The sequence below is a fragment of the Streptomyces sp. UG1 genome, from assembly GCF_049974585.1.
In the GTDB taxonomy this organism is placed as follows: domain Bacteria; phylum Actinomycetota; class Actinomycetes; order Streptomycetales; family Streptomycetaceae; genus Streptomyces.
The window spans coordinates 106276-126751 of record NZ_JBNGGG010000009.1; the positions used below are offsets into that span (position 1 = coordinate 106276).

The following is a 20476-nucleotide window of genomic DNA, read 5'->3' on the forward strand; positions in this document are numbered from 1 at the left end:
CCCCCGTGGCCAGACCGTGCCGCGACGTCGCGGGGGAGCGGCAGGGGCGGCCTATGACAGCCATACAGCGTACGCCGGTGGTGTGACAGGAGATTCATCGGGGGCTCGTGTGTTCGGCACAGCATGTTCACCCTGCTGCCCCCGGACGACGACAAACGGCGCCAGGCGGCAGCGTGATCTCGCGGGTGAGCCGCCGTCAGGCCGCGACCGGCCGCTGCTCGGCCGTCGTCCTGCCCGGTGCGCCGGAGCGCTTGGCGAACAGCCGGTCGACGCCGAACGCGCCGGAGCCGGTGAAGATCAGCAGGAACATGGCCCAGCAGTACATGGCGGCACCTTCGCCCTTGTTCTCGATGGGCCACAGGGCCTGCGGCTGGTGGACCTTGAAGTACGCGTACGCCATCGCGCCGGAGGCTATGAACGCCGCGGCGCGGGTGCCGAGGCCGAGCAGGACCAGGCTGCCGCCGACGAGTTCGATCACGGCGGAGTACCAGTAGGGCCAGGTGCCGGCCGGCGGGGTCTGGCCTCCGAACGTGCCGAAGAGCGTGTTGGCGCCGTGGCAGGCGAAGAGCAGGCCGACGACGATGCGGAACAGGCCGATGGCATACGGCTGGGCGCTGTTAAGGCGACCGGTCATGTGGGGGGACTCCCTCGGCTGAAAGGTCAACCGATTCCCTGTGAGGGAATGGTGTGGACGGATACTGAGCGGTAACCACACGCTAGGCAGTCCTAGTCGATGCTTGCAAGTTCAACATTCGGCCAGGTTTGAGCGCCGGAAACCTCCTCGGTCCCGGGAGTAGCCGCACGTAGCACCGCCCTCGCCACCCCATCAGCGTCCGAAAGTGTGACCGAATCCACACCGGGTCGCGCCCCTGCCGCCGTCACCCAGTGCACCCCCTCCGTGGGCACCCCGAACGCGAACCGCCGCGGGTGCGCCCGCCCCCGGCGGTCGATGAGCCGATACGGCCGCGCCGTCACGTCCAGCCCGCCGGTCTCGTAGCCGTCGACGAGGTGCGGCCGGCACTGCCCCTTCTTCAGCAGCCCGGCCAGCAGCTCGTCCGCCGTGCGGCGCAGGTCGGGTTCGGGTAGCCGCGCCTCTACGAGCGTCGTCGCCCGCACCGCCGAGCCCGGCACCTCGGGGGAGTGCGCCACCCAGGCCCCCGCCTCCTCCCGCACCTCAAGACGGGGCCCGAGCACTTCCGCCACACCCGCCTCCATCAGGGCCGCCAGCTCCTCCACGCGCCGCCGGGGCGGGCCGATGGACAGGAACGCGTTGAGCGGCGTGTACCAGCGGTCCAGGTGGTCCCGGCGCGAGTCGCCGCTCAGGCCGCCGTGGTCGACGATCAGCCGCAGCTCGTTGCGCAGGTCGCGCAGCACGTCCAGGGCCGACTTCAGCGGGCCGTGCACATTGCCCCGGGCGGCCTGCGCGGCGTCCTCGCGCAGATACGCCAGCAGCCAGTCGCGCCACTGCCGGGGAGTGGAGAAGTCGCACTCCGTGTACGGGCGCGAGACCCGGTCCCAGCTCCAGCGCTCGTGCCCGGGGACCCCGAACTCGTCGAGCAGCCGCACCTCCTGGGCGTCCCGATGGGGCACGGCGAGGAAGCGCTCGGTGAACTCCGGTCGCCGATCCCCCGGTATCAGCGCCGCGTAGTACACCGTCTCCACCTCCTTCGCCACCAACGGCCATATCTCCGCGAGGAAGTCGGGTGCCTCGCCCGAGTCCGCGCGCTTGCGAAAGCCCGCGATCACCTCCGGGGTCAGCACGAGTGGGAGATGGCGGCCGTACGGCCCCTTCGCGTTGTCGCCGCGCGCCTGGTACGGGATGCCGCGCCGCGAACCGGCGTACAGGCGCGGCTCGTTGCCGGAGGGGAGGTAGCGCAGGCCCTCGGCGTCCCGGGCGAAGCGGCCGCCGCGGCCGGTCGTCAACAGGGCCATGTGGTCGAAGAAGTTGAGGCCCAGACCGCGCAACAGCACCGGCTCGCCGGGGCCTACGGCGGACAGGTCGACGTCGGCCGGATTGGCGGGCGGGACGTACCGCAGGCCATGGCGCTCGGCGTACGCGGTGTGCCGGCGCTCGGTCGGGCCGGCGGAGGTCGGCAGATGGCCCTGCGCCAGCACCACGGCGGACAGTGCGGGCAGGACGCGGCCGTCGTCGAGGGCGAGCACCTGGCGGCCGTCGGGCGCGTCGTCGAGCCGTACGGCACGGGCCCGGTACGTCTCGACGCGCACGGCGGGAGGCGCCTCGCGCACGGTCTTCGCGAACACCCACTCCAGGTAACGGCCGTAGTGGGCGCGGGTCGGGTACTCGTCCGGGCCCAGCTCGCCCGCCGCCCAGTCGTACAGGCTGGGGCCGGGGCGGATCGGGCCCGAGCAGTCCACGCTGTCGTCGGTGAACAGGGTGACCTGCGAGGACACCGTGTTCATCAGCAGCTCGGACGACTGCCCGGTCCGCCACACCTGCCCGGCCCCGGGCGGCGCCGGATCGACCACATGGACGGTGAGGCGTGCCCCGGGCGGCAGAAGCTCGCGGGCGGAGGCGCACAGCCGTTCCAGAACACTCGTGCCGCGGGGCCCGGCGCCGACCAGGGCGACGGAGACCGTGGGGGAGGCCGGGGTCGGTGCGGAGGTCGGTGCGGTCAAAGGGGTGACTCCCGGGCGTGTGGGGCGCGGAGCGCTCCGCGGAAGCGGACGGTCCGGCTCATCATGCCGTCGGGAGTGACGTTGACCGGGCGTCGGGGTGGGCGAGTGTGGGATGCCTCACGAGCATCCCGTGCCACGCCGGTGGCAAGCGGTCGGAACGGGGTGAATGTGGGGTGAGTTCGGACTTCGCGGTGGGTTCGGGGGGCTTCGGGTTCGTCGGCGGATGCGGGTTGTGTGTGGCTGGTCGCGCAGTTCCCCGCGCCCCTTGAGGTTGGCTGCACCGCTGCCAACCCAGGGGCGCGGGGAACTGCGCGAGCAACCCACGACAACCCGCGGCCGCCAACGCACCGAACACCCCGAGCTCTCAGGCGCCCCGCCCCACCCTCACGGCACAAGCTCCGACTCCGCCACCACCCGAAGCCGCGCAGCGCCCCGCGCCTGCTCCAACCGCAACCGCGCCGAACGCCCCCTCAACGTCAGCGTCATCAACTGGTTGCCGAACCACGGCCCACCCGTCCGACGCCAGTCGATCGGCGGCTTCGGACACCCCCCGTGCCCGGCGAACCGGCGGCCCAGCCGGCGCGCCACCCCGCTCCAGCCGAAGCGGAAGCCGAGGCGGACCGCCAGGTGGATGGCGTTGTGGACGGGGGAACAGGTGAGTTGGAAGACGCGGGCGTCGGGGCCCTCGCCCTTCGGCCAGGCCGGCTCGGCCACGTACGCGTGGTGCACGTCGCCGGACAGCACGCACACCGTCGCCGGTGCCCCGGGCCCCGATCCGGCCTCGGCGATCAGCGCCGCCAGCGCGTCGAAGGACGGCGGGAACGCCGCCCAGTGCTCCAGATCGGCCCGCCGCCGCAGATCCTCCCCGAACCGCGCCCAGCGCTCCCCGCGCTCACCCCGGCACAGCGCCGCGTTCCAGCCCTCGGCGTCGTGCACCAGGTGCGGCAGCAGCCAGGGCAGGGACGTACCGATGAGGAGGTGGTCGCAGGAACCGGGGGCGTCGAGCGCCTGCTCGCGCAGCCATCGCTCCTCGCCCGGGTCGAGCATCGAGCGCCCGCCCTCGTCGAGGACCCGGGCCGCCCGCGTGTCCACCATCAGCAGCCGCACCCGCCCGAAGTCGCGCCGATAGCTCCAGCGGACCGACTCCGGGTCGGCGTCCGCCCTGCTCGCGAAGGAGCGCAACGCGTCGGTGCCGTCGGGGGTTTCGCGTACGGCGGCGTAGAGCGGGTCGGTGGCCAGCTCGGCCGGGGAGAGGTTGCCGAGGTGCTGGTGCACCCAGTACGACATCAGGCCGCTCAGCAGCCGCTCGCGCCACCACGGGGTGGCCCGCATGTCGGCGAGCCAGGCGGCGGAGGTGTTCCAGTCGTCGATGACGTCGTGGTCGTCGAAGATCATGCAGCTCGGCACGGTGGACAGCAGCCAGCGCACCTCGGGGTCGAGCCAGGACTCGTAGTAGAGCCGGGTGTACTCCTCGTAGTCCGCGACCTCGTAACCCGGCGGGTCGCTCAGGTCGCGGCGGGCGGCGAGCCAGCGCCGGGTCGCCCGGGAGGTGTTGTCGGCGTACACCTGATCGCCCAGCAGCACCAGTACGTCCGGGCGCTCACCGTCCGGGTCGGCCGCGATCCGGCCGGCCAGCGTGTCCAGGGCGTCCGGGCCGACGGGGTCCTTCTCGTCGGCGGGCGGCGCGGCCCAGCGGCAGGAGCCGAAGGTGAGGCGGACGGGGTCGTCGGCGGACGGGGTGCGGATGAGCGAGGGCGGGAACGGGGAGCCGGCGAGCGGCCACACGCGCGTGCCGTCGAGGAAGACCTCGTACGGCTGCGCCGTGCCCGGGGTGAGGCCGGTCACCGGGATCAGGGCATAGTGGTGGCCCGCGATCTGGAAGGTGCGGGACTCGCCGCGGGCGCCTCCGGCGCCGCGCACCTCGGCGGTGCACGGGCGGCTCGCCTCGACCCAGACGGTCGCGGACGATCCGTCGACGTACCTCAGCAGTGGTCCCAGGCGCAGCTCGCCCACGTCATCGCCCTCCTCCGTCGCCCCGTACGGTACGGAACGACGGAGGAGAACGGGGAGGTTCCGGGCCCTGCCTGATCGCCGGAACGATTCAGCAGGCGTTCAGGTAGTTCGTCAGCGCGGACTTCTCCGCCGAGTCGACCGAGAGGTCGTAGTAGTACTTCACCTGGACCCAGGCGCGGACGTAGGTGCAGCGGTAGGCGGTGCGCGAGGGCATCCACTCGGCCGGGTCCTTGTCGCCCTTGGCCTGGTTCACGTTGTCCGTGACCGCGAGGAGCTGCGGGCGGGTGAGGTCGTTGGCGAAGGACTGGCGCCGCGAGGTGGTCCAGTCGCCGGCGCCGGAGTCCCAGGCCTCGGCCAGCGGCACGAGGTGGTCGATGTCGACGTCGGAGGCGGCGTACCAGGTGGCGCCGTCGAACGGGGAGTACCAGCTGCCGCTGGTGGCGGCGCAGGTGGAGCTGGTGACGACGTTCTCGCCGTCCCGCTTGAGGACGGTCTCACGAGTGTTGCAGGAGCCGCTGATGGTGATCCAGTGCGGGAAGAGGTCGCGGCTGTAGCCGGTGCGGTTCTCGGAGGCCACGGTGAGCTGGGCGAGGTAGCCGCGGGCGGTGGCGGCGCTGACGGGGGTGGGGAGCGCGGCGGAGGCGGTCGGGGCGTTGAACAGTGCGACGGAGGCTATGAGGCCGCTGAGGGCCGCGAGTATGCCGACCCGGCTGGCCCGTCGACGCGCGTAGAGCTTCGACATGCTGACTCCCTTGGGAGGTGGGGATGTTGGCGTGCGAGCGAGGGAATGCTCGCGACGCGGCGTTGCGGGGAGGTGTGCGTCGGGTAAGAAGCTAATGACGCGTACATGACGCGACAAGGTTTACCGCGAAACGATCACGTACGATGGACGGCGCAGAAGGGGAGTAGCTCTTCGCCGGACCGTCGACATACTGCTCAGCCCGTCTGAGCCGGCGCCCGGAGGCGGACCTCGTTCACGAGGTCGGCCAGCGAGACCTTCGGCAAGCAGTGCACTGACCGTGTGCTGCCGTGCCGAGGTGTCTTCGCAGGATGTACAGCACTCTCGGTGGGGCAGCCCCGACCGATTGAGGAACCTTGATCAGCTTCACCGTGACGGCGGTCGCCTTCGGCGTCGTCTTCCTCGCCGAACTGCCCGACAAGACCGCGCTCGCCGGGCTCGTCCTCGGTACGCGCTATCGCGCCTCCTACGTCTTCGCCGGTGTCGCCGCCGCGTTCGCGCTGCATGTCGCCCTGGCCGTGGCGGCCGGCAGCGTGCTGACGCTGCTGCCGCAGCAGATCGTGCAGGCGCTGACGGGCGTGCTCTTCCTGGGTGGCGCCGCCGTACTGCTCATGAAGAAGGACGAGGACGAGGAGGAGATCCGCAAGCCGGAGAACCAGTCCTTCTGGAAGGTGTCCGGGGCCGGATTCATGCTCATCCTGGTCGCCGAGTTCGGGGACCTGACGCAGATCATGACCGCGAATCTCGCGGCGCGCTACGACGATCCGCTGTCGGTCGGCATCGGCGCGGTGCTGGCGCTGTGGAGCGTGGCGGCGATCGGGATCCTCGGCGGGAAGGCGCTGATGCGGCGGGTGCCGCTGCGGCTGATCACCAAGGTGGCGGCGCTGGTGATGCTGGCGCTGGGCGTGTGGAGCCTGTGGGAGGCGATCTCCGGCTGAGCCGAGTTGGGCCGGGCCCGAGCCGGTTCGAGCTGAACGGTCGGTGAACGATTTCCGGAGGCGGTGGCGCGATCGGGGATCGGTTTTGTACCGTGGGGGAACAAAGTGGCTCCCGCCCGTTTTCCCTGACCGGCGGGCGGGACCACCTTGTCCCGTCCGGGGGGCGACCTCTGCACCCCCGTGTCCCTCGCCTTGGAGCTGCCGATGCCGGCCACCGCGACCACCGTCCTCACCGCTCGTGCCCTTCTCCTCGACATGGACGGCACGCTCGTCAACTCCGACGCCGTCGTGGAACGGATCTGGCGTCGCTGGGCCGAGCGGCACGGACTGGACGCGGACGAGGTGATGAAGGTCGTGCACGGACGGCAGGGGTACGCCTCGATGGCGCTGCTGCTGCCCGAGCGGCCGATGGAGCAGAACCACGCGGACAACGCGCGCATGCTCGCCGAGGAGACGGCGGACGTGGAGGGCGTCGTGCCGATTCCGGGGGCGCCGGAGTTTCTGGCCGCGCTGCGGGGGTTGCCGCATGCGCTGGTGACGTCGGCGGATGTCGCCCTCGCCACGGCTCGGATGCAGGCGGCCGGGCTGAGGATGCCGGGTGTGCGGGTGACCGCGGAGTCGGTCGGGGCGAGCAAGCCCGACCCCGAGGGGTTCCTGAAGGGGGCGGCCGAGCTGGGGATCGCGCCGGAGGAGTGTGTGGTGTTCGAGGACTCCGGGGCGGGAATTCAGGCGGGGCGCTCCGCGGGGATGCGGGTGGTGGGGGTTGGGCCTCGGGCCCGGTTGCATGAGCCGGATGTGGTGGTGGCTGATTTGCGGCGGGTTCGGGTTGAGGTTGGGGATGGGGTGGATGGCGGGATGCGGGTGGTTATCGCCTGAGAGCTCGGGTCGTCTCGTCGTTTGGCGGCTGCGGGTCGGTCGTGGTTGCTCGCGCAGTTCCCCGCGCCCCTGGGTTGGCGGCCGCGAGGCCAACCTCCAGGGGCGCGGGGAACTGCGCGACCAGCCACACACGACCCGCAGCCGCCATCGAACCGACCGCCCCGAGCTCCTGGGCGAACCAGCTCACGGCTCCGTCGTCTCCGACTCCAGCCTCTCCCTGGTCTCCAAGTCGTACACCCCGTACTCCTCCCGCTGAATCCCCCGCGCCCACTGATACCGGCTCACCGCATCCTCGACGCCCTCGTTGTACGTGCCCTTCGCCTCTTTCGTGTACAGGCCGAGCTGCGTGAGGCGGAGTTCCAGTTCGGTGACCTCGGGGCCCCGGTCGCCCCGTTGGAGGACCGGGGGCGCGGGCTCGCGCGCGGCGGACTCCTGCAGGGAGTCGCCGGGCGGCGCCTCGGTCGACGGCGGGGCGCTCGTCGGTTCCGTCGGGCGGGCCGGGGCCGACGCCATCGTGCGGGACGGGGACGGTGAGGCGGCGGACGGGTTCTCGGTGGAGGGCTGCTTGGAGGGCGAGGGCGATGCCGGCCCCGGCTCCGTCGGCGTCGCCGTCTCCGACGTCGCGGAGGGCTCCGGCGTCGCGCTGGTCGGCGGGGCCGGGAGGCTCGCCCGTGCGTCGCCCGGCAGGGCCGTCTGCCGCTCCGGCGCCTCGTAGCTGAACATGCCGCTCGCCAGGGCCGCCGCCGTGACCACGGCCACCAGCGCGCCGCCCGCGCTGAGCAGGATCGTGCGGCGGTGGCGAGGGGCACCCGTCGGCTCCTCGGCCCTGGCCGGCTCATCCTCGTCGTCCGGCGTCGTGTCCAGCTCGAACAGGCTCAGGTCCTGGGCGCTGGGTGTGGGCGCCGAGGGTGCCGGCGGGGCGGCCGACTCCGGTGACTGCAGGGGGCGAAGCCGCATCGTTTCCGCGGCGTCCTCGTCCTCCAGCTCCACGTATGGCCGTATCCGCAGCGGATCGAAGTCCTCCGCCGCGGCCGCCTCCGCCGTACGGGCGTCGCGCAGGGCGTCGGACACGCGCTCGCGGCAGCCGCACGACGGGGTGTTGTCGGCCGCTCTCGCCGCACCGCACTCCGGGCACATGCGGCCGGCTCCCTCGGTTCCCCTCGGCTCTGTCACGCGTTCGTCCCTCCCCTCGCGAAATCCCCAGGTTATGCAGACGTCCCTCACGTCATCTCCCCAAGCCCCCGGAAGGGGACATTCCAAAGGGACTCGACAGGCCATAACGGGACACAGCGATCACGATGGAGGGGGTATTGAGGGCGGTAACGAGACCTTTGGGAGGTCTTCATGGCCGGGGACGCGCACGGCAGGCCGCGGCATGTGCGTGACGCGCAGCCCCCCGAGCGACGGGGTGAGGCCCCCGAGAACGTGGCCGGCAACGCCCTCGTCTCCATCGGCGCGCTGCTGCTCGGGATGCTGCTCGCCGCGCTCGACCAGACGATCGTGTCCACCGCGCTGCCGACCATCGTCAGCGACCTCGGCGGACTGGAGCATCTCTCCTGGGTCGTGACCGCGTATCTGCTGGCGTCCACGGCCGCTACTCCGCTGTGGGGCAAGCTCGGTGACCAGTACGGGCGCAAGCGGCTCTTCCAGATCGCGATCGTGATTTTTCTTGTTGGCTCCGCGCTGTGCGGGATGGCGCAGGACATGACCCAGCTCATCGCCTTCCGGGCCGTTCAGGGGGTCGGGGGCGGCGGGCTGATGGTGCTGTCGATGGCGATCGTCGGGGACATCGTGCCGCCTCGGGAACGGGGCCGGTATCAAGGGCTGTTCGGTGCCGTGTTCGGGGCGAGCAGTGTGCTGGGGCCGCTGCTCGGCGGGGTGTTCACGGAGCATCTGAGCTGGCGGTGGGTGTTCTACATCAATCTGCCCCTCGGGATCGTCGCGCTCGCCGTCATCGCCGCCGTGCTGCGGATTCCGCGCCGGGCGACCCGGCATGTCATCGACTATCTGGGGACGTTCCTGATCGCCTCCGTCGCCACGTGTCTGGTGCTGGTGGCCTCCCTCGGGGGGACGACCTGGGCGTGGGGGTCGGTGCAGATCGTCGGGCTGGCCCTGCTCGGGGTCGTGCTCGCCGTCGCGTTCGTGTCCGTGGAGCGGACGGCCGCCGAACCGGTGCTGCCGCTCAAGCTGTTCCGGGTGCGGACGTTCACGCTGTCCGCGGTCATCAGCTTCATCGTCGGGTTCGCGATGTTCGGCGCGATGACCTATCTGCCGACGTTTCTCCAGGTCGTGCAGGGGATCAGTCCGACGATGTCCGGTGTGCACATGCTGCCGATGGTCGTCGGCATGCTGCTGTCGTCGACCGGGTCCGGGCAGATCGTCAGCCGCACCGGGCGGTGGAAGGTGTTCCCCATCGCCGGGACCGGGGTCACCGTGCTGGGGCTGCTGCTGCTTCACCAGCTCGATGTGGACAGCTCCACCTGGGAGATGAGCGTGTTCTTCTTCGTCTTCGGGGCGGGGCTCGGGCTGGTCATGCAGGTGCTCGTGCTGATCGTGCAGAACGCCGTGTCGTACGAGGATCTCGGTGTCGCGACCTCCGGGGCGACGTTCTTCCGGTCGATCGGGGCGTCGTTCGGGGTCGCGATCTTCGGGACGATCTTCGCGAACCGGCTGGACGACGAGTTGGTGGCCGCGTTCGAGGGGGTTCGGCTGCCGGAGGGGGTCTCGCTGGCGGGGCTGGAGGGGGATCCGCGGCGGATCGCCGAGCTGCCGGAGGCGTTGCGGCCGGCCGCGTTGCAGGCGTACGCGTCGTCGATCACCGATGTGTTCCTGTACGCCGCGCCCGTTGCCGTCGTCGGGTTCGTGCTGGCCTGGTTCCTGCGGGAGGACAAGCTGCGGGGGTCTGTGACCGCGCCCGATGTCACCGAGACGCTGGCGAGCAATCCGGTCGAGCGGTCGTCGTACGACGAGGTGTGCCGGGCACTGTCGGTGCTCGGTACGCGGGAGGGGCGGCGGGAGATCTATCGGACGATCACCGAGCGGGCGGGGTACGACCTGCTGCCGGCGGCGAGCTGGCTGTTGCTGCGGATCAAGAGGTACGGGTGGGTGGAGCCGGGGGTGCTCGCGGAGCGCAGTTCCGTGCCGTTGCCGGTGATTCTGGATGCCGCGCGGCAGGTGGAGGAGCGGGGGCTGGCCGGCCGGGAGGGGCTGGAGCTGGTGTTGACCGAGAAGGGGCGGGAGGTTGCGGAGCGGCTGGCCCGGGTCCGGGAGGAGTCGTTGGCCGAGTTGCTGGGGGACTGGTGGGGGGCGGGGCGGCCTACGGATCTGGTTCAGCTTGTGAGGGAGTTGAACGAGGAGTTGTGTGGGTGCGAGAGGGAACAGCCCGGTGCGAGTGGTAGTTGAGCCGAGATGCCTGCGGCGGCCCGTTGCGGTTCGGTGGGGGTGCGCGTAGCGCCTGCGGGTGGGTTGTGGGTCGGGGACGTGCCGGGGGGTGTCCGTCCTCGGCCGGGCGGTTGCCGTCGGGCAGGGAGGTGCTGTTCGTTGACGCCCGCCGCTGCGGGCGGACACCCCCCGGCACGTCCCCTTCCCGCCGTACGCGGCTTCCCCGCCGTGGGGGCTTCAGTGCAGGGGCTTGCTGAACCAGTGCTCGGCGTAGACGTCGTTGTTGTGGGGTGGGGTCTCCTTGTAGCCGAGGCGGGTGTAGAGGGCTCGGGCCTCGCGCAGGTCGTGGCGGGTGTCCAGGATGATGCGGGTGGCGCCGAACGTGCGGGCCGTGTTCTCGGCGGTCCGGATCAGGAGTCGGGCGCCGCCCTTGCCGCGCAGGGGCTCGTGGATGAAGACCCTCGTCAGTTCGGCGGTGTTGGTGTCCAACATGCGGATACCGGCCGATCCGGCCGGCTCGCCGACGTGGCGGGCCACCAGCAAGCTGCCTTTCGGGGGCTGGAGTTCGGGGAAGGTGTGGGCCGCGATCTCCCGTTCCAGTTCGGCCGGGTCGGTGCGGTGGCCCTGGTGGAGGAGGTAGTAGCGGTCGCTGACCTCCGTGTAGTACGCCCGCCAGAGGGCGGTGGCCACGGGGGAGTCGGGGGGTTCCGAAGTGATGGTCCAGGTCATGCCGACCGGTGCCGTTCGCGCCACTGGCGTGCGATCTCTTCCACGTCGTACGGCTTTCGGCCCAGGGGAGGGCCGGGGGGGCGGCTTGAGGAGCATGTCGCGGATCTTGGTGTTGATGTCCGTGATGATCTTGCGGGCCGCCCGCTCCGACGGTGCGGCATGGGCGGCTAGTAGCGCGTCCTCCGCTTCCTTGCGCAGGGCCAGGGCGGGGGGCAGGACCGACAGGCCCTCGCGGGCCATCTTGCGTTTGACCCACCACAGTTCGTCGTACGGGGCTTCCAGGTCGGTCGGCAGTGGCTCACCGGCGCCGGGCAGGCGGTCGAAGTCGCCGCGTGTCTGTGCGTCGTGGATCTGCTTGTCGACCCAGGACTCGAACGGGACGCCGGGGAGCTTTCGCTCGGTCATGAGTTCATTGTGCCGGACGCGGTGGTGCCGGGCGATTTATTATGCGGCGTCGGTGGCCAAAGCGGCTGCCGCACAAGGACGTTTTCGGGAGGGGCGCTCGTGCTCGAACTCACCATGGCCGCCGTGTCCGCGGCGGACGAGGGTGCCACGGCCGGCATGCTCATGGCCGACGCACCCAGCGAGCCGGGCGCCACGCTGCGGGTCGGCCGGGACAAGCAGGTGTGCCGGCTCTCGACGCCGGACGACTGGCTGTTCGTGTCCCGGGTCCACCTGGAGTTCCTGTGCGGTCCGGACGGTGGGTGGCAGGTGAGCTGGTTGCGTGGCTCGCAGGCCGATCCGTCCTCCGAGGTGCGGCTGACTGTGGGCGGGTACGCGCAGCCGATCGGCTACGGCGGGACGGTGCCGCTGCAGAGGGGCGGCAGCGGCGAGATCGTCATCCACGACCGCACCGCACCTCGCAGCGTCAACGTCGGCTTCTACCACGAGGCCTGAGCGCCCTACGCCAGCACCCGCGCCAGCGCGAAGCCGTCGTAGCCCTTGCCGCCCACCGTCTGGATCGCCGTGCCGCTCAGCCTGGGGTGGCTGCCGATCATTTCGATCGCGGCGCGGGTGCCCCGGACGTCGGGTGCGTCGGTGTCGGCGTCGACCACCCGGCCGGCCCGCACCACGTTGTCCAGGACGATCAGACTGCCGGTGCTGGTGAGCCGGAGCGCCCACTCGACGTAGTGCGGGTTGTTGGCCTTGTCGGCGTCGATGAAGACCAGGTCGAAGGGGGGCGGGTTCTCGTCGGCCAGCTTGGGCAGCGACTCCAGGGCCGGGCCGACCCGCACCTCGACGACCTTGTCCAGGCCCGCCCGCGCGATGTTGCGGGTGGCCACCTCGGCGTGCTTGGCGTTGTACTCCAGCGAGATCAGCCGGCCGTCGGCGGGCAGGGCGCGGCCCAGCCAGATGGTGCTGTAGCCGGCGAGCGTGCCGATCTCCAGGATGGTGCGGGCGCCCTGGATCTCGGCGAGGAGCTTCAGGAGCTTGCCCTGGGTCGGCGTGACGTTGATCATCGGCAGCTCCGCGGCCTCGCTGTCGCGCAGGGCCGCCCGCAGGGTGTCGTCCTCGGGCGAGAGGTGGGCGGTGAAGTACGCGTCGACGTCGTCCCAGACCTGCGACTCGCTCATCGGCTTGCCTTCCGTCAGGTTAGTTAGAAACGCTAAGGAGATTCATTCAGGAATGTAGTCACTTGTGCCACTCCCTGCCGGGAATTACAGGATGGTGGATTCGGGTGCGGCCCGTCTCCCGGAGGCGGGCGAAACGGTCGCCGACTATCGTCATGCGGACAAGAGGACAACAGGAGAACGGGCGTCAGGTGAATCGGGGGTTGCCTGCGTCTCTCCCCGGGGGTGGTGCGAGCCGCACAGGGTTCGCGAGGATTCTCACGCGGGGACGACCGGGGCGGGAGGCCGACGAGGCGTGGCGGATGCGGGACACGGTGGGCGATCGACGCAGGCCCTCGGGGCGACGGCCGTCGGTGCGGCGCGGGCACGGCTGCGGGTGGCACGGCTCGGACTGTGGCTGATCGCCGCGATCCTCGCCGTCCGGCAGGTGGCCGTCGTCCTCAGTACCCCGCGCGGCGAGCGGCTGACGGACCTGGAGACCTGGGTCGGGCCGAACGGCGTCCTGCATGTGAAGGGTTCACTGTACGACTCGACGCAGTTCACCGGTACGCCGTTCGGCGGGCTCGTCCTCAAGCCGCTGACCCGCGCCGCCGAGCAGGCCCTCGGCTGGGGCTGGACCTTCGGCACCCTCCTGCTCGTCGCCGCCCTCGGCCTGGTCGCCGCCCGCGCCCTGCCGCAGCCGGTCGGCCGGCGCACCTCGCTGCTCGCCGCGCCCGTCGCGATCAGCCTGCTGATGCTGTCGCTGCCGGTGCGCAACACCCTCTACCTCGGCCAGACCAGCATCATGCCGGTCCTGCTCGTGCTGCTCGGCTGCTTCGCCGTGCGCGGCGAGCGCGCCAGCGGTGTGCTCATCGGCCTCGCCGCCGCGCTCCAGCCGACCCTGCTGCTGTTCACCCCGCTGCTGTGGTTCACCGGCCGCCGCCGGGCCACGCTGGCCACCGGTGCCACGTTCGCCGCGTGCACGGTGGCCGCCTGGGTGGCGATGCCGAGTGACTCGTACACCTACTGGGTGCACCACATGGCCGGCGTCGGTCTCGGCGGGCGCGCCGACGACCTCGCCAACCAGTCGCTGCACGGCGCCCTGCTGCGGTTCGGCCTGAGCGGCCCGCTGGAGGTCGTCCTCTTCCTGCTGCTGGGCGCCGCCGTCGCCGTCCTCGCGCTGCGCCGCGCCGTGCGCTACGCCCACGACGGGCAGCTTCTGCTGGCCGTGGCCATCACCGGCTGTGCCGCCATCGTCGTCTCGCCGACCGCCTGGCAGCACCAGCTCCTGTGGGTGCTGCTCGCGGTCGTCGGCCAGGTCGGCAGACGCGCCGCCGACCGGTATGTGTGGCCGGTCGCCGTCGTGCTGATCATGACGCTGCCGGCGCGGATGATGGTGCCGGACAAGGTGGTGCTGCACCCCCTGCGCGCCGACCTCGTCCTGCTGGCCGCGATCGCCACGGCCGCCGTCGTGCCGTTCCTGTCGCGCACCTCGCCCTACTGGCAGACGCCGATCCCGACCCAGTACGCCGACAAGGTCCCCTCCCGCTTCCGGCACATTCCCCTGGTGCCGTTCCTGCGCAGGGTGATCAGCCGTCCGAACCTGCTGTTCGAGCTGCTGCTGATCCGGGTCACGTACTACGCCTACGCCCAGATCCGCCTGGCCGCGGCCGGAGAGTCGAGTTCGGCCGGCCGGGTCACCGCCGAGGAGCACGGCGCGGAGATCCACTCCATCGAACGCGCCCTGAACATCGACATCGAGTACTGGGCCAACCACGCCGTGGTGAAGGTCGACTGGCTCCGGCAGTTCTTCGACTTCTACTACGAGTCGTTCCACTTCGGCGTCCCGCTCGCGATACTCGGCGTCCTGTACTGGCGCCGCCCCGTCGACTACCGCTGGGCCCGTACCGCGATCGGCTTCGCGACGGTGTTCGCGCTGGTCGGCTTCTGGCTGTATCCCCTCGCCCCGCCCCGTCTGATGCCGGGCCTCGGCTTCATCGACACGGTCAACGGCCCGCAGGACTTCACCAAGCCCGACTACGGCACCCTCACCGAGCTGACCAACCAGTACGCGGCGATGCCGTCCCTGCACTTCGGCTGGTCCCTGTGGTGCGGCCTCGTCGTACTCATCCTCGCGCCCCGATGGTGGATGAAGGCCCTCGGCCTGCTGCATCCCCTGTTCACGCTCACCGCGATCGTCGTCACCGCCAACCACTGGATCCTGGACGCGGCCGGCGGCGCGGCCGTCGTGGGCGCCGGCTTCGCGATGACGTACCTGTTCCAGGGCCCGCGCGCCCGCCCGTCGGCGGCACGGGTGAAGCAGCAGCTCAGCAGCGACGACGCCCCGGCTCCGCAGAAGGACCGTACTCCGAGCTGATCACCACATGCCTCACCGGAGGCGGGTCAGGACGCTGCGGGGTCGAGCTGGTAGCTGCCGTCGACGAGTTTCGTGCCCACCGGGCATTTCACCTTGGACGTTCCGGGGATCTGCGTCCAGGGACCGGTGACCAACCTGCCCAGGCCGGAGGGGGCAACACACTCCGCCCGGACCCGGAACTGGCCGGGGCCGCCCTTGCAGGTCACGGTGACCGTGTTCGTTTCGTACCCCGGGGATACGACACAGGCGGTGTGGGCCGGACTCTGCGCCTGTGCCGGTGCCACCGGCAGGAGGAACAGCGCCCCCGCGGTGGCGGCGACTCCCAGAGTGCGGCGCCCGGCGGCCTCGGCATGACGCAGGTGGCGGAACTTCACTGGTCTGTCCTTCCGTTCAGGGTGGGCGCCGTATCGTCCTCAGGCCCTGGCACAGAACCGGCCGCGGGCGAGGAGCGCCTCCTCGGGTGCTTTTTCGGTCGGGTCGACGGCTTCGCACATCACCACGCCCATCGCGGATCCGACCCAGGAGGAGAGGGAGCCCACGGCCTTGGAACCTTCGGCGCAGGTGACGGTCACCGGGGCGGTGACCGCTTTCACCGCCGCATATCCGACGTACGGTGTGCTCTCCGCGATCTGGGAGAGGAAGCTGTCGATCTCTGCCAGGCCCTCACTGAAGCCGTCAGTCACCAGGCCGACATCGTCATACTTCTGTTCGATTGCCGCGAGTACTGCCGCCTTGTCGGGGCCGCCGGGGCCGAAGTCCAGCCGCCACCTGGGGGGAGAGTCGACCAGGACGGTGCCGGTGCGGTCCCTTCGCGGATCCACCGTGCGTACGGCCGAGAAGGTCCAGGTGCCGCTGAGCGTGTCGAGCGGGATGTCGACCGCCCGGATGGTGCACCCCGCGTGCCCACCAGGACCGGATACCGCGTCACCCCCGGCCGTGGAGCAGCCCGTCACGGCCAGCGCCCCGGCGGCGGCCACGGCGGAGATCCTGAATGTTGTCTTCAACTGTGGCCACCTCGGTCTGGCCGAAAGGGCTGTTGGCCGCTCCACGCCTACCGAGCCGTTCAGCAGTAGTTGTTCTTCGCCAACGCGGCGTAGCTGCCCGACGGCTGCGTGACGTTACAGGCAGCCGCACCGGTCTCCAGGACGGTTCGGTAGCTCCGGGCGGTGCCAGTGGTGACCCGCATTGTGCCGGAGCCACTGGTGCACTTCCGCACCTTGTATTTACCGGTCACCTTGACCCGGCCCTGGTAAATGACGACGGACTGCCTGGGCTTGATGGTGGCGGTGAAGCTGATGCTGGAACTCGTCGTGGCACTACCGGACGCCGCGACCGACACCCCGGCGGTGGCGCCCAGCTTCGCGACGACAGGGCCCCCCTCCACCGAGACGCCGGAAGAGACCGTTATGCCCGCTGTGAGCGTGAGCTGCCTGGACGCCGTGCGGGAGGCGGTTGCGTTGCTGGTGGTTCCGTTGTAGTACCTCGAAGCGTGGGTCAGCTTCTTGGGTTTGCTGACGTTGCTGACGGAGATTGTCGTTCCGACCCATCCGTCACACGGCTCCGCCATGGTGGTGAAATCGCCGGCCGCGGCGGGCGGTGCGAGCATCAGGGCGGCGGACATCGCTGCCCCGGTGATGCCGACGACGGCTATGGCTTTGCGGGATCTTCTGGGCATTTCTGCTGCCCTCCTGGGGTGTTGGGTGCGGATACGCCGACAGTGCGCCCGCAATGGCCGGTGTCGGCCCCTGACGACGGTCACGGTAGCCCGGCGCGGTCGCCGACTGTGCCGGTCGTTTGCCCCACAAGGAACGGCCCAGCAGGGGGAGTTGATGTGTGTGGTAGCGCTGTCCGCGGGAGGTCAGCAGCGCCGCACCGGCTCCGCAGAAAGCCCGTACTCCGAGCTGATCCGGTACTCCCCGGCGGCCGTGACGGTGAGCCGCGTGAACTCGCCGTCCGGGGCGAGGCAGCCGCCGCCGTCCACGTGCAGCCAGGGGGAGTGGGCGACGCGCACGGTGACGGCGCCCGCGCGGGGCATGCGTACGACGACGTCGGCGCTGGACGTCGACACCACGCTCGCGGGCTCGCTCACCAGCGGTCGCGCGTCGCGCACCCGGTACACCCGCCAGTGCGCGTCCTGCCACACCGGCTCCAGCCACTCGGGCCGGTGCTCGCGTATCAGCTCGGCCTCTACCTTGGCGTAGCCGTCGGGCCTGCCGAGCGGGAGGACGACGTATCCCACGGCCCAGCGATCCAGCCACTGCCGGTAGGTCGCCGCCGAGAACGACCCGTCGTAGAACAGCCGCGCCCGCTCCATGTCGAGCTGCCGGTTCCAGCCGCGGGCCATGTTCACATGCGGGGCGAGCCCGCTGGCCTCGCGGTGGTTGCGGGCCGGGACGACCTCGACGCGGGTGTGGTCGGCGCCGAGGCGGTCGAGGGCGCGGACCACTCCGTGGGTCTCGGCGGCCCAGGTGGGCACGATCGTGGAGACGTACAGGTCGTCGGCGGTCTTCTTGCCGACCCAGGCGACCGAGAAGACCAGCGCGGCGACGAGCAGGTTGCGGCGCAGCTTCGCCAGGCGGGGCTGGGCGGCCAGGACGGTGAGGAGAGCTGCGGGCGCGAACAGCTCCGCGAAGCGCTCCACGTTGGTGCCTATGGGCGAGGGGATGAGGTACGTCAGGACGGTGCCCAGCGCGTAGACGGCACCGCTCCAGCGGGCGACGCGCCAGTCGCGCGGGGCGAGGAAGGTGACCGCCAGGCCCAGGAAGAACGGCGGCCATATACGGCCCGCGAACATGAGCTGCTCGCCCTTGAAGGGGAAGAGGAGGGTGATCACGCCGACCGTGAGCGCGGGCGGGAGGAGCAGGGCGAGGGCACGGGGGCAGTCACGGGTCAGCAGGAACGCGGCGCCCACGACCACCAGGAACAGCCCCGCCACCGGGCTCGCCATCGTCGCGAGGGCGGCATACGCGCCGGCGAGGACGATCCGTCTCTCCCGCGACAGCAGCAGACACGCGGCGAGTCCGAAGGCCACCCCGAGGGCGAAGGTGGTGCGGCCGGAGGCCACGTTGCACCACAGCGCGAACGACGCGAGCAGGGCCGGGCCGACGGGTCTTCGGAGCCCGTTCACTCGCGTGAGCAGCACGGCCGCGAGCCAGGTCGCCGCGAGCCCGGACAGCACGGTGACCGTGCGCACGCCCAGGGCCGCCATCAGATACGGCGAGATCAGGCTGTAGTTGGCGGTGTGCGTCCCGCCGTACCAGAAGAGGTTGTAGGCCGAGCCGCCGTGCCGCGTCACGAAGTCGGCCCAGGCGTCCTGCGCGGCCAGGTCGCCACCGCCGGTGGCGAGGAACAGGGCCCAGATCGCGTAGAGGGGGACGGTGGGGAGCGTGGCCAGGAGGGGGACGCGGTGACGGGCCCAGATGGTGTCCAGGAGCCGCTTGTGGGCAGGGGGCGCCTGCTGGGGAGCGCTCTCGGGCGCGCGGGTGCTGGTGAGTTCGGCTGGGGCCACGTGAGCGAAGACGTGGATTCGGGTGGGAGCGTTCACTGGTGGATGAGGGTGAACGAAGTATTTCCGCAGGAGCACTCGAACCAGATCGACTTGCCGCCCCCCGACACCGGATCCACCCCCCACTTGTCGGCCACCGCGTCCAGCAGCACGAGCCCCCGCCCGCCCTCGTCCTCCGGCCCCGACTGCGCGGGCAGCACCGGCAGTTGACCGAACCCGTCCGCCACCTCGACCCGCACCCCGCCCGTCCGCCGCAGGATCAGCACCTCACAACGCCGGTCCGGCACATGCCGTACGACGTTGGCGACCAGCTCGGTCACGCCCAGCTCCACGGCGTCGGCCAGTTCGCGCATGCGCCACTCGGCCAGCAGCGAACGGGCGATGGCGCGGATGTGCCGGGCCGAGTGTTCGCCGACGGTGAGGCGGAGGCGGTACTGGGAGCGGAAGGGGGCCAGGTAGGTGGGGGGAATGTATGCGTTCACGGTACGAGCGTGACGTCGCGCAACTACTCTGGGCTACCGAACGGACACAACAGGTCCCGAAGTGGGCCGAGTTGCGAGAGGGGCCGCCGCGTGACCCACATCAACACCCTCGACCCGGGCGCCTCGCCCCTCGACTACTACGGCTTCGAGCTACGGCGGTATCGGGAGGCCGCCGGACTGACTCAGAAGCAGCTCGGGGGCGTCGTCTACTGCACCGGGTCGCTGGTCGGCCAGATCGAGACAGCCCGGAAGCTGCCGACGTTGCAGTTCAGCGAGCGGGTGGATGTCGCGTTGGGGACGGGTGGGGCGCTGTCCCGGCTGCATGAGCTGGTGATGCGTAGTCAACTTCCGGCCTGGTTCCAGCAGGTGGCGGAGTTGGAGGCGCGGGCGGTCGAGATCTGCTCCTTCCAGGACCACATGGTTCTCGGTCTCCTTCAGACCAGGGCATACGCTCGTGCTGTGCTTGGTGTGCTGGACGACACCGACCTTGACGACCGCACTGAGGTACGGCTGGCCCGTAAGCGCATCTTTGAGAAGCAGGACCCGCCGGTCTTCTGGGCAATCCTCAGTGAGGCAGCGCTATACCAGGAGATCGGCGGCCGGGAGACCATGCGTGAGCAACTCGCCCACCTGTTGTCCTTTGAACACAACCCCCGCGTAAACATTCAGGTGTTGCCGTTCTCGGCGGGCGCGCACGCGGGGCTGACAGGCGCGTTTGACCTCTACCGGTTTGCTAGCGACCCGACCATCGTCTACACGGAGAGCTATGGCAGCGGGCATCCGACCGTGAATCCGGACACCGTCAAGGACTGCTCGCTCCGATACGATCATCTCCAGGCCGCCGCCCTGTCCCTCAAGGACTCGGCGGATCTCATCCGGCGCGTGATGGAGGAACGCTATGGAGAACAAGGCGATTCCGGCGGGGACCCCGTGGCGTAGGTCGTCCTACAGTAGTGATCAGGGTGGCCAGTGCGTTGAGTGCACGCCGCTCGGCGCGCTGGCCTGGCGTAAGTCTTCGCACAGCGGCGACCAGAACGTCCAGTGTGTCGAGTGCGCGACCACCGGCTCCCTGACCTGGACCAAGTCGACGCACAGCGGCGACCAGGGCGGCGAGTGCGTCGAGATCGCCGAAACCCCCCACATCACCCTCGCCATCCGCGACTCCAAGAACCCGGCGGGCCCGATCCTCACCCTCGACCCCGCCGCGTTCACCACGTTCGTCTCCTGGGCCGCAGCCGCCGAATAGCAC

19 protein-coding genes and 1 pseudogene are annotated in these 20476 nt (G+C 70.7%); 7 read left to right on the top strand and 13 right to left on the bottom strand.

Going from position 1 to position 20476, the window contains the following annotated elements:
• Positions 1–196 precede the first annotated feature (196 nt).
• From ACP4J3_RS12425 to ACP4J3_RS12440, 4 genes are all read right to left on the bottom strand, one after another.
• Positions 197–634: a DoxX family protein gene (locus ACP4J3_RS12425; protein ID WP_426533421.1), complete on the bottom strand. Its 438-nt coding sequence runs from the start codon at positions 632–634 to the stop codon at positions 197–199.
• 92 nt (positions 635–726) lie between these two features.
• The gene (locus ACP4J3_RS12430) at positions 727–2637 is read right to left on the bottom strand and encodes an FAD/NAD(P)-binding protein (RefSeq protein WP_426533423.1); all 1911 of its coding nucleotides are present in this window, start codon (positions 2635–2637) and stop codon (positions 727–729) included.
• A 384-nt stretch (positions 2638–3021) separates the two neighbouring features.
• Positions 3022–4650: an alkaline phosphatase D family protein gene (locus tag ACP4J3_RS12435; protein WP_426533425.1), complete on the bottom strand. Its 1629-nt coding sequence runs from the start codon at positions 4648–4650 to the stop codon at positions 3022–3024.
• A gap of 88 nt (positions 4651–4738) precedes the next feature.
• Positions 4739–5392 (bottom strand): HNH endonuclease family protein, encoded by a 654-nt coding sequence (locus ACP4J3_RS12440; RefSeq protein WP_426533427.1) that lies wholly within the window; start codon positions 5390–5392, stop codon positions 4739–4741.
• A gap of 353 nt (positions 5393–5745) precedes the next feature.
• Between ACP4J3_RS12440 and ACP4J3_RS12445 the strand changes: the two genes are divergently transcribed.
• Both ACP4J3_RS12445 and ACP4J3_RS12450 read left to right on the top strand, forming a co-directional pair.
• Positions 5746–6327 (top strand): TMEM165/GDT1 family protein, encoded by a 582-nt coding sequence (locus ACP4J3_RS12445; RefSeq protein ID WP_426533429.1) that lies wholly within the window; start codon positions 5746–5748, stop codon positions 6325–6327.
• Between the two features lie 204 nt (positions 6328–6531).
• Positions 6532–7203, top strand: coding sequence for an HAD family hydrolase (locus ACP4J3_RS12450; protein ID WP_426533431.1), 672 nt, complete (start codon positions 6532–6534; stop codon positions 7201–7203).
• Between the two features lie 183 nt (positions 7204–7386).
• Here the strand turns inward: ACP4J3_RS12450 and ACP4J3_RS12455 are convergent, their stop codons facing one another.
• Positions 7387–8376, bottom strand: a complete 990-nt coding sequence (locus ACP4J3_RS12455; protein WP_426533432.1) for a peptidoglycan-binding protein — start codon at positions 8374–8376, stop codon at positions 7387–7389.
• A 171-nt stretch (positions 8377–8547) separates the two neighbouring features.
• Here ACP4J3_RS12455 and ACP4J3_RS12460 point away from each other — a divergent pair, with 171 nt between their 5' ends.
• Positions 8548–10605 carry a DHA2 family efflux MFS transporter permease subunit gene (locus ACP4J3_RS12460; RefSeq protein ID WP_426533433.1) on the top strand — a complete coding sequence of 686 codons (2058 nt, stop codon included), beginning with the start codon at positions 8548–8550 and terminating at the stop codon, positions 10603–10605.
• Positions 10606–10821: 216 nt separating this feature from the next.
• Here ACP4J3_RS12460 and ACP4J3_RS12465 read toward each other — a convergent pair whose 3' ends face one another.
• Both ACP4J3_RS12465 and ACP4J3_RS12470 read right to left on the bottom strand, forming a co-directional pair.
• On the bottom strand, positions 10822–11313 hold the full coding sequence (locus ACP4J3_RS12465) for a GNAT family N-acetyltransferase (RefSeq protein ID WP_426533435.1): 492 nt from the start codon (positions 11311–11313) through the stop codon (positions 10822–10824).
• Positions 11310–11718 (bottom strand): annotated as a pseudogene (locus ACP4J3_RS12470) (DUF1992 domain-containing protein). Before ACP4J3_RS12470 ends, ACP4J3_RS12465 begins: the two are co-directional and overlap by 4 nt.
• A 99-nt stretch (positions 11719–11817) precedes the next feature.
• On the opposite strand from ACP4J3_RS12470, the gene ACP4J3_RS12475 reads away from it, so the two are divergent.
• Positions 11818–12210: a hypothetical protein gene (locus ACP4J3_RS12475; RefSeq protein ID WP_426533437.1), complete on the top strand. Its 393-nt coding sequence runs from the start codon at positions 11818–11820 to the stop codon at positions 12208–12210.
• Positions 12211–12215: 5 nt separating this feature from the next.
• On the opposite strand, the gene ACP4J3_RS12480 is transcribed toward ACP4J3_RS12475, so the two are convergent.
• Positions 12216–12887 (bottom strand): O-methyltransferase, encoded by a 672-nt coding sequence (locus ACP4J3_RS12480; protein WP_426533439.1) that lies wholly within the window; start codon positions 12885–12887, stop codon positions 12216–12218.
• Between the two features lie 292 nt (positions 12888–13179).
• Between ACP4J3_RS12480 and ACP4J3_RS12485 the strand changes: the two genes are divergently transcribed.
• Positions 13180–15240, top strand: a complete 2061-nt coding sequence (locus ACP4J3_RS12485) for a bifunctional glycosyltransferase 87/phosphatase PAP2 family protein (protein ID WP_426533441.1) — start codon at positions 13180–13182, stop codon at positions 15238–15240.
• A 26-nt stretch (positions 15241–15266) separates the two neighbouring features.
• Here the strand turns inward: ACP4J3_RS12485 and ACP4J3_RS12490 are convergent, their stop codons facing one another.
• The 5 genes from ACP4J3_RS12490 to ACP4J3_RS12510 all read right to left on the bottom strand — a co-directional run bounded on the left by ACP4J3_RS12490 (position 15267) and on the right by ACP4J3_RS12510 (position 19227).
• Complete coding sequence (locus ACP4J3_RS12490; RefSeq protein WP_426533443.1) at positions 15267–15614, bottom strand: hypothetical protein; 348 nt, start codon at positions 15612–15614, stop codon at positions 15267–15269.
• Positions 15615–15653: 39 nt separating this feature from the next.
• Complete coding sequence (locus tag ACP4J3_RS12495) at positions 15654–16244, bottom strand: hypothetical protein (RefSeq protein ID WP_426533445.1); 591 nt, start codon at positions 16242–16244, stop codon at positions 15654–15656.
• Positions 16245–16303: 59 nt separating this feature from the next.
• A complete protein-coding gene (locus tag ACP4J3_RS12500; protein WP_426533447.1) occupies positions 16304–16915 on the bottom strand; it encodes a hypothetical protein in 612 nt (203 codons plus the stop codon).
• A 183-nt stretch (positions 16916–17098) separates the two neighbouring features.
• Complete coding sequence (locus ACP4J3_RS12505) at positions 17099–18748, bottom strand: hypothetical protein (protein ID WP_426533449.1); 1650 nt, start codon at positions 18746–18748, stop codon at positions 17099–17101.
• 32 nt (positions 18749–18780) lie between these two features.
• A complete protein-coding gene (locus ACP4J3_RS12510) occupies positions 18781–19227 on the bottom strand; it encodes an ATP-binding protein (RefSeq protein WP_426533451.1) in 447 nt (148 codons plus the stop codon).
• Positions 19228–19317: 90 nt separating this feature from the next.
• On the opposite strand from ACP4J3_RS12510, the gene ACP4J3_RS12515 reads away from it, so the two are divergent.
• Complete coding sequence (locus tag ACP4J3_RS12515) at positions 19318–20166, top strand: helix-turn-helix domain-containing protein (protein ID WP_426533453.1); 849 nt, start codon at positions 19318–19320, stop codon at positions 20164–20166.
• Positions 20126–20473: a DUF397 domain-containing protein gene (locus ACP4J3_RS12520; protein ID WP_426533455.1), complete on the top strand. Its 348-nt coding sequence runs from the start codon at positions 20126–20128 to the stop codon at positions 20471–20473. The genes ACP4J3_RS12515 and ACP4J3_RS12520 overlap by 41 nt, the downstream gene beginning before the upstream one ends.
• The last annotated feature ends 3 nt before the right edge of the window (positions 20474–20476 follow it).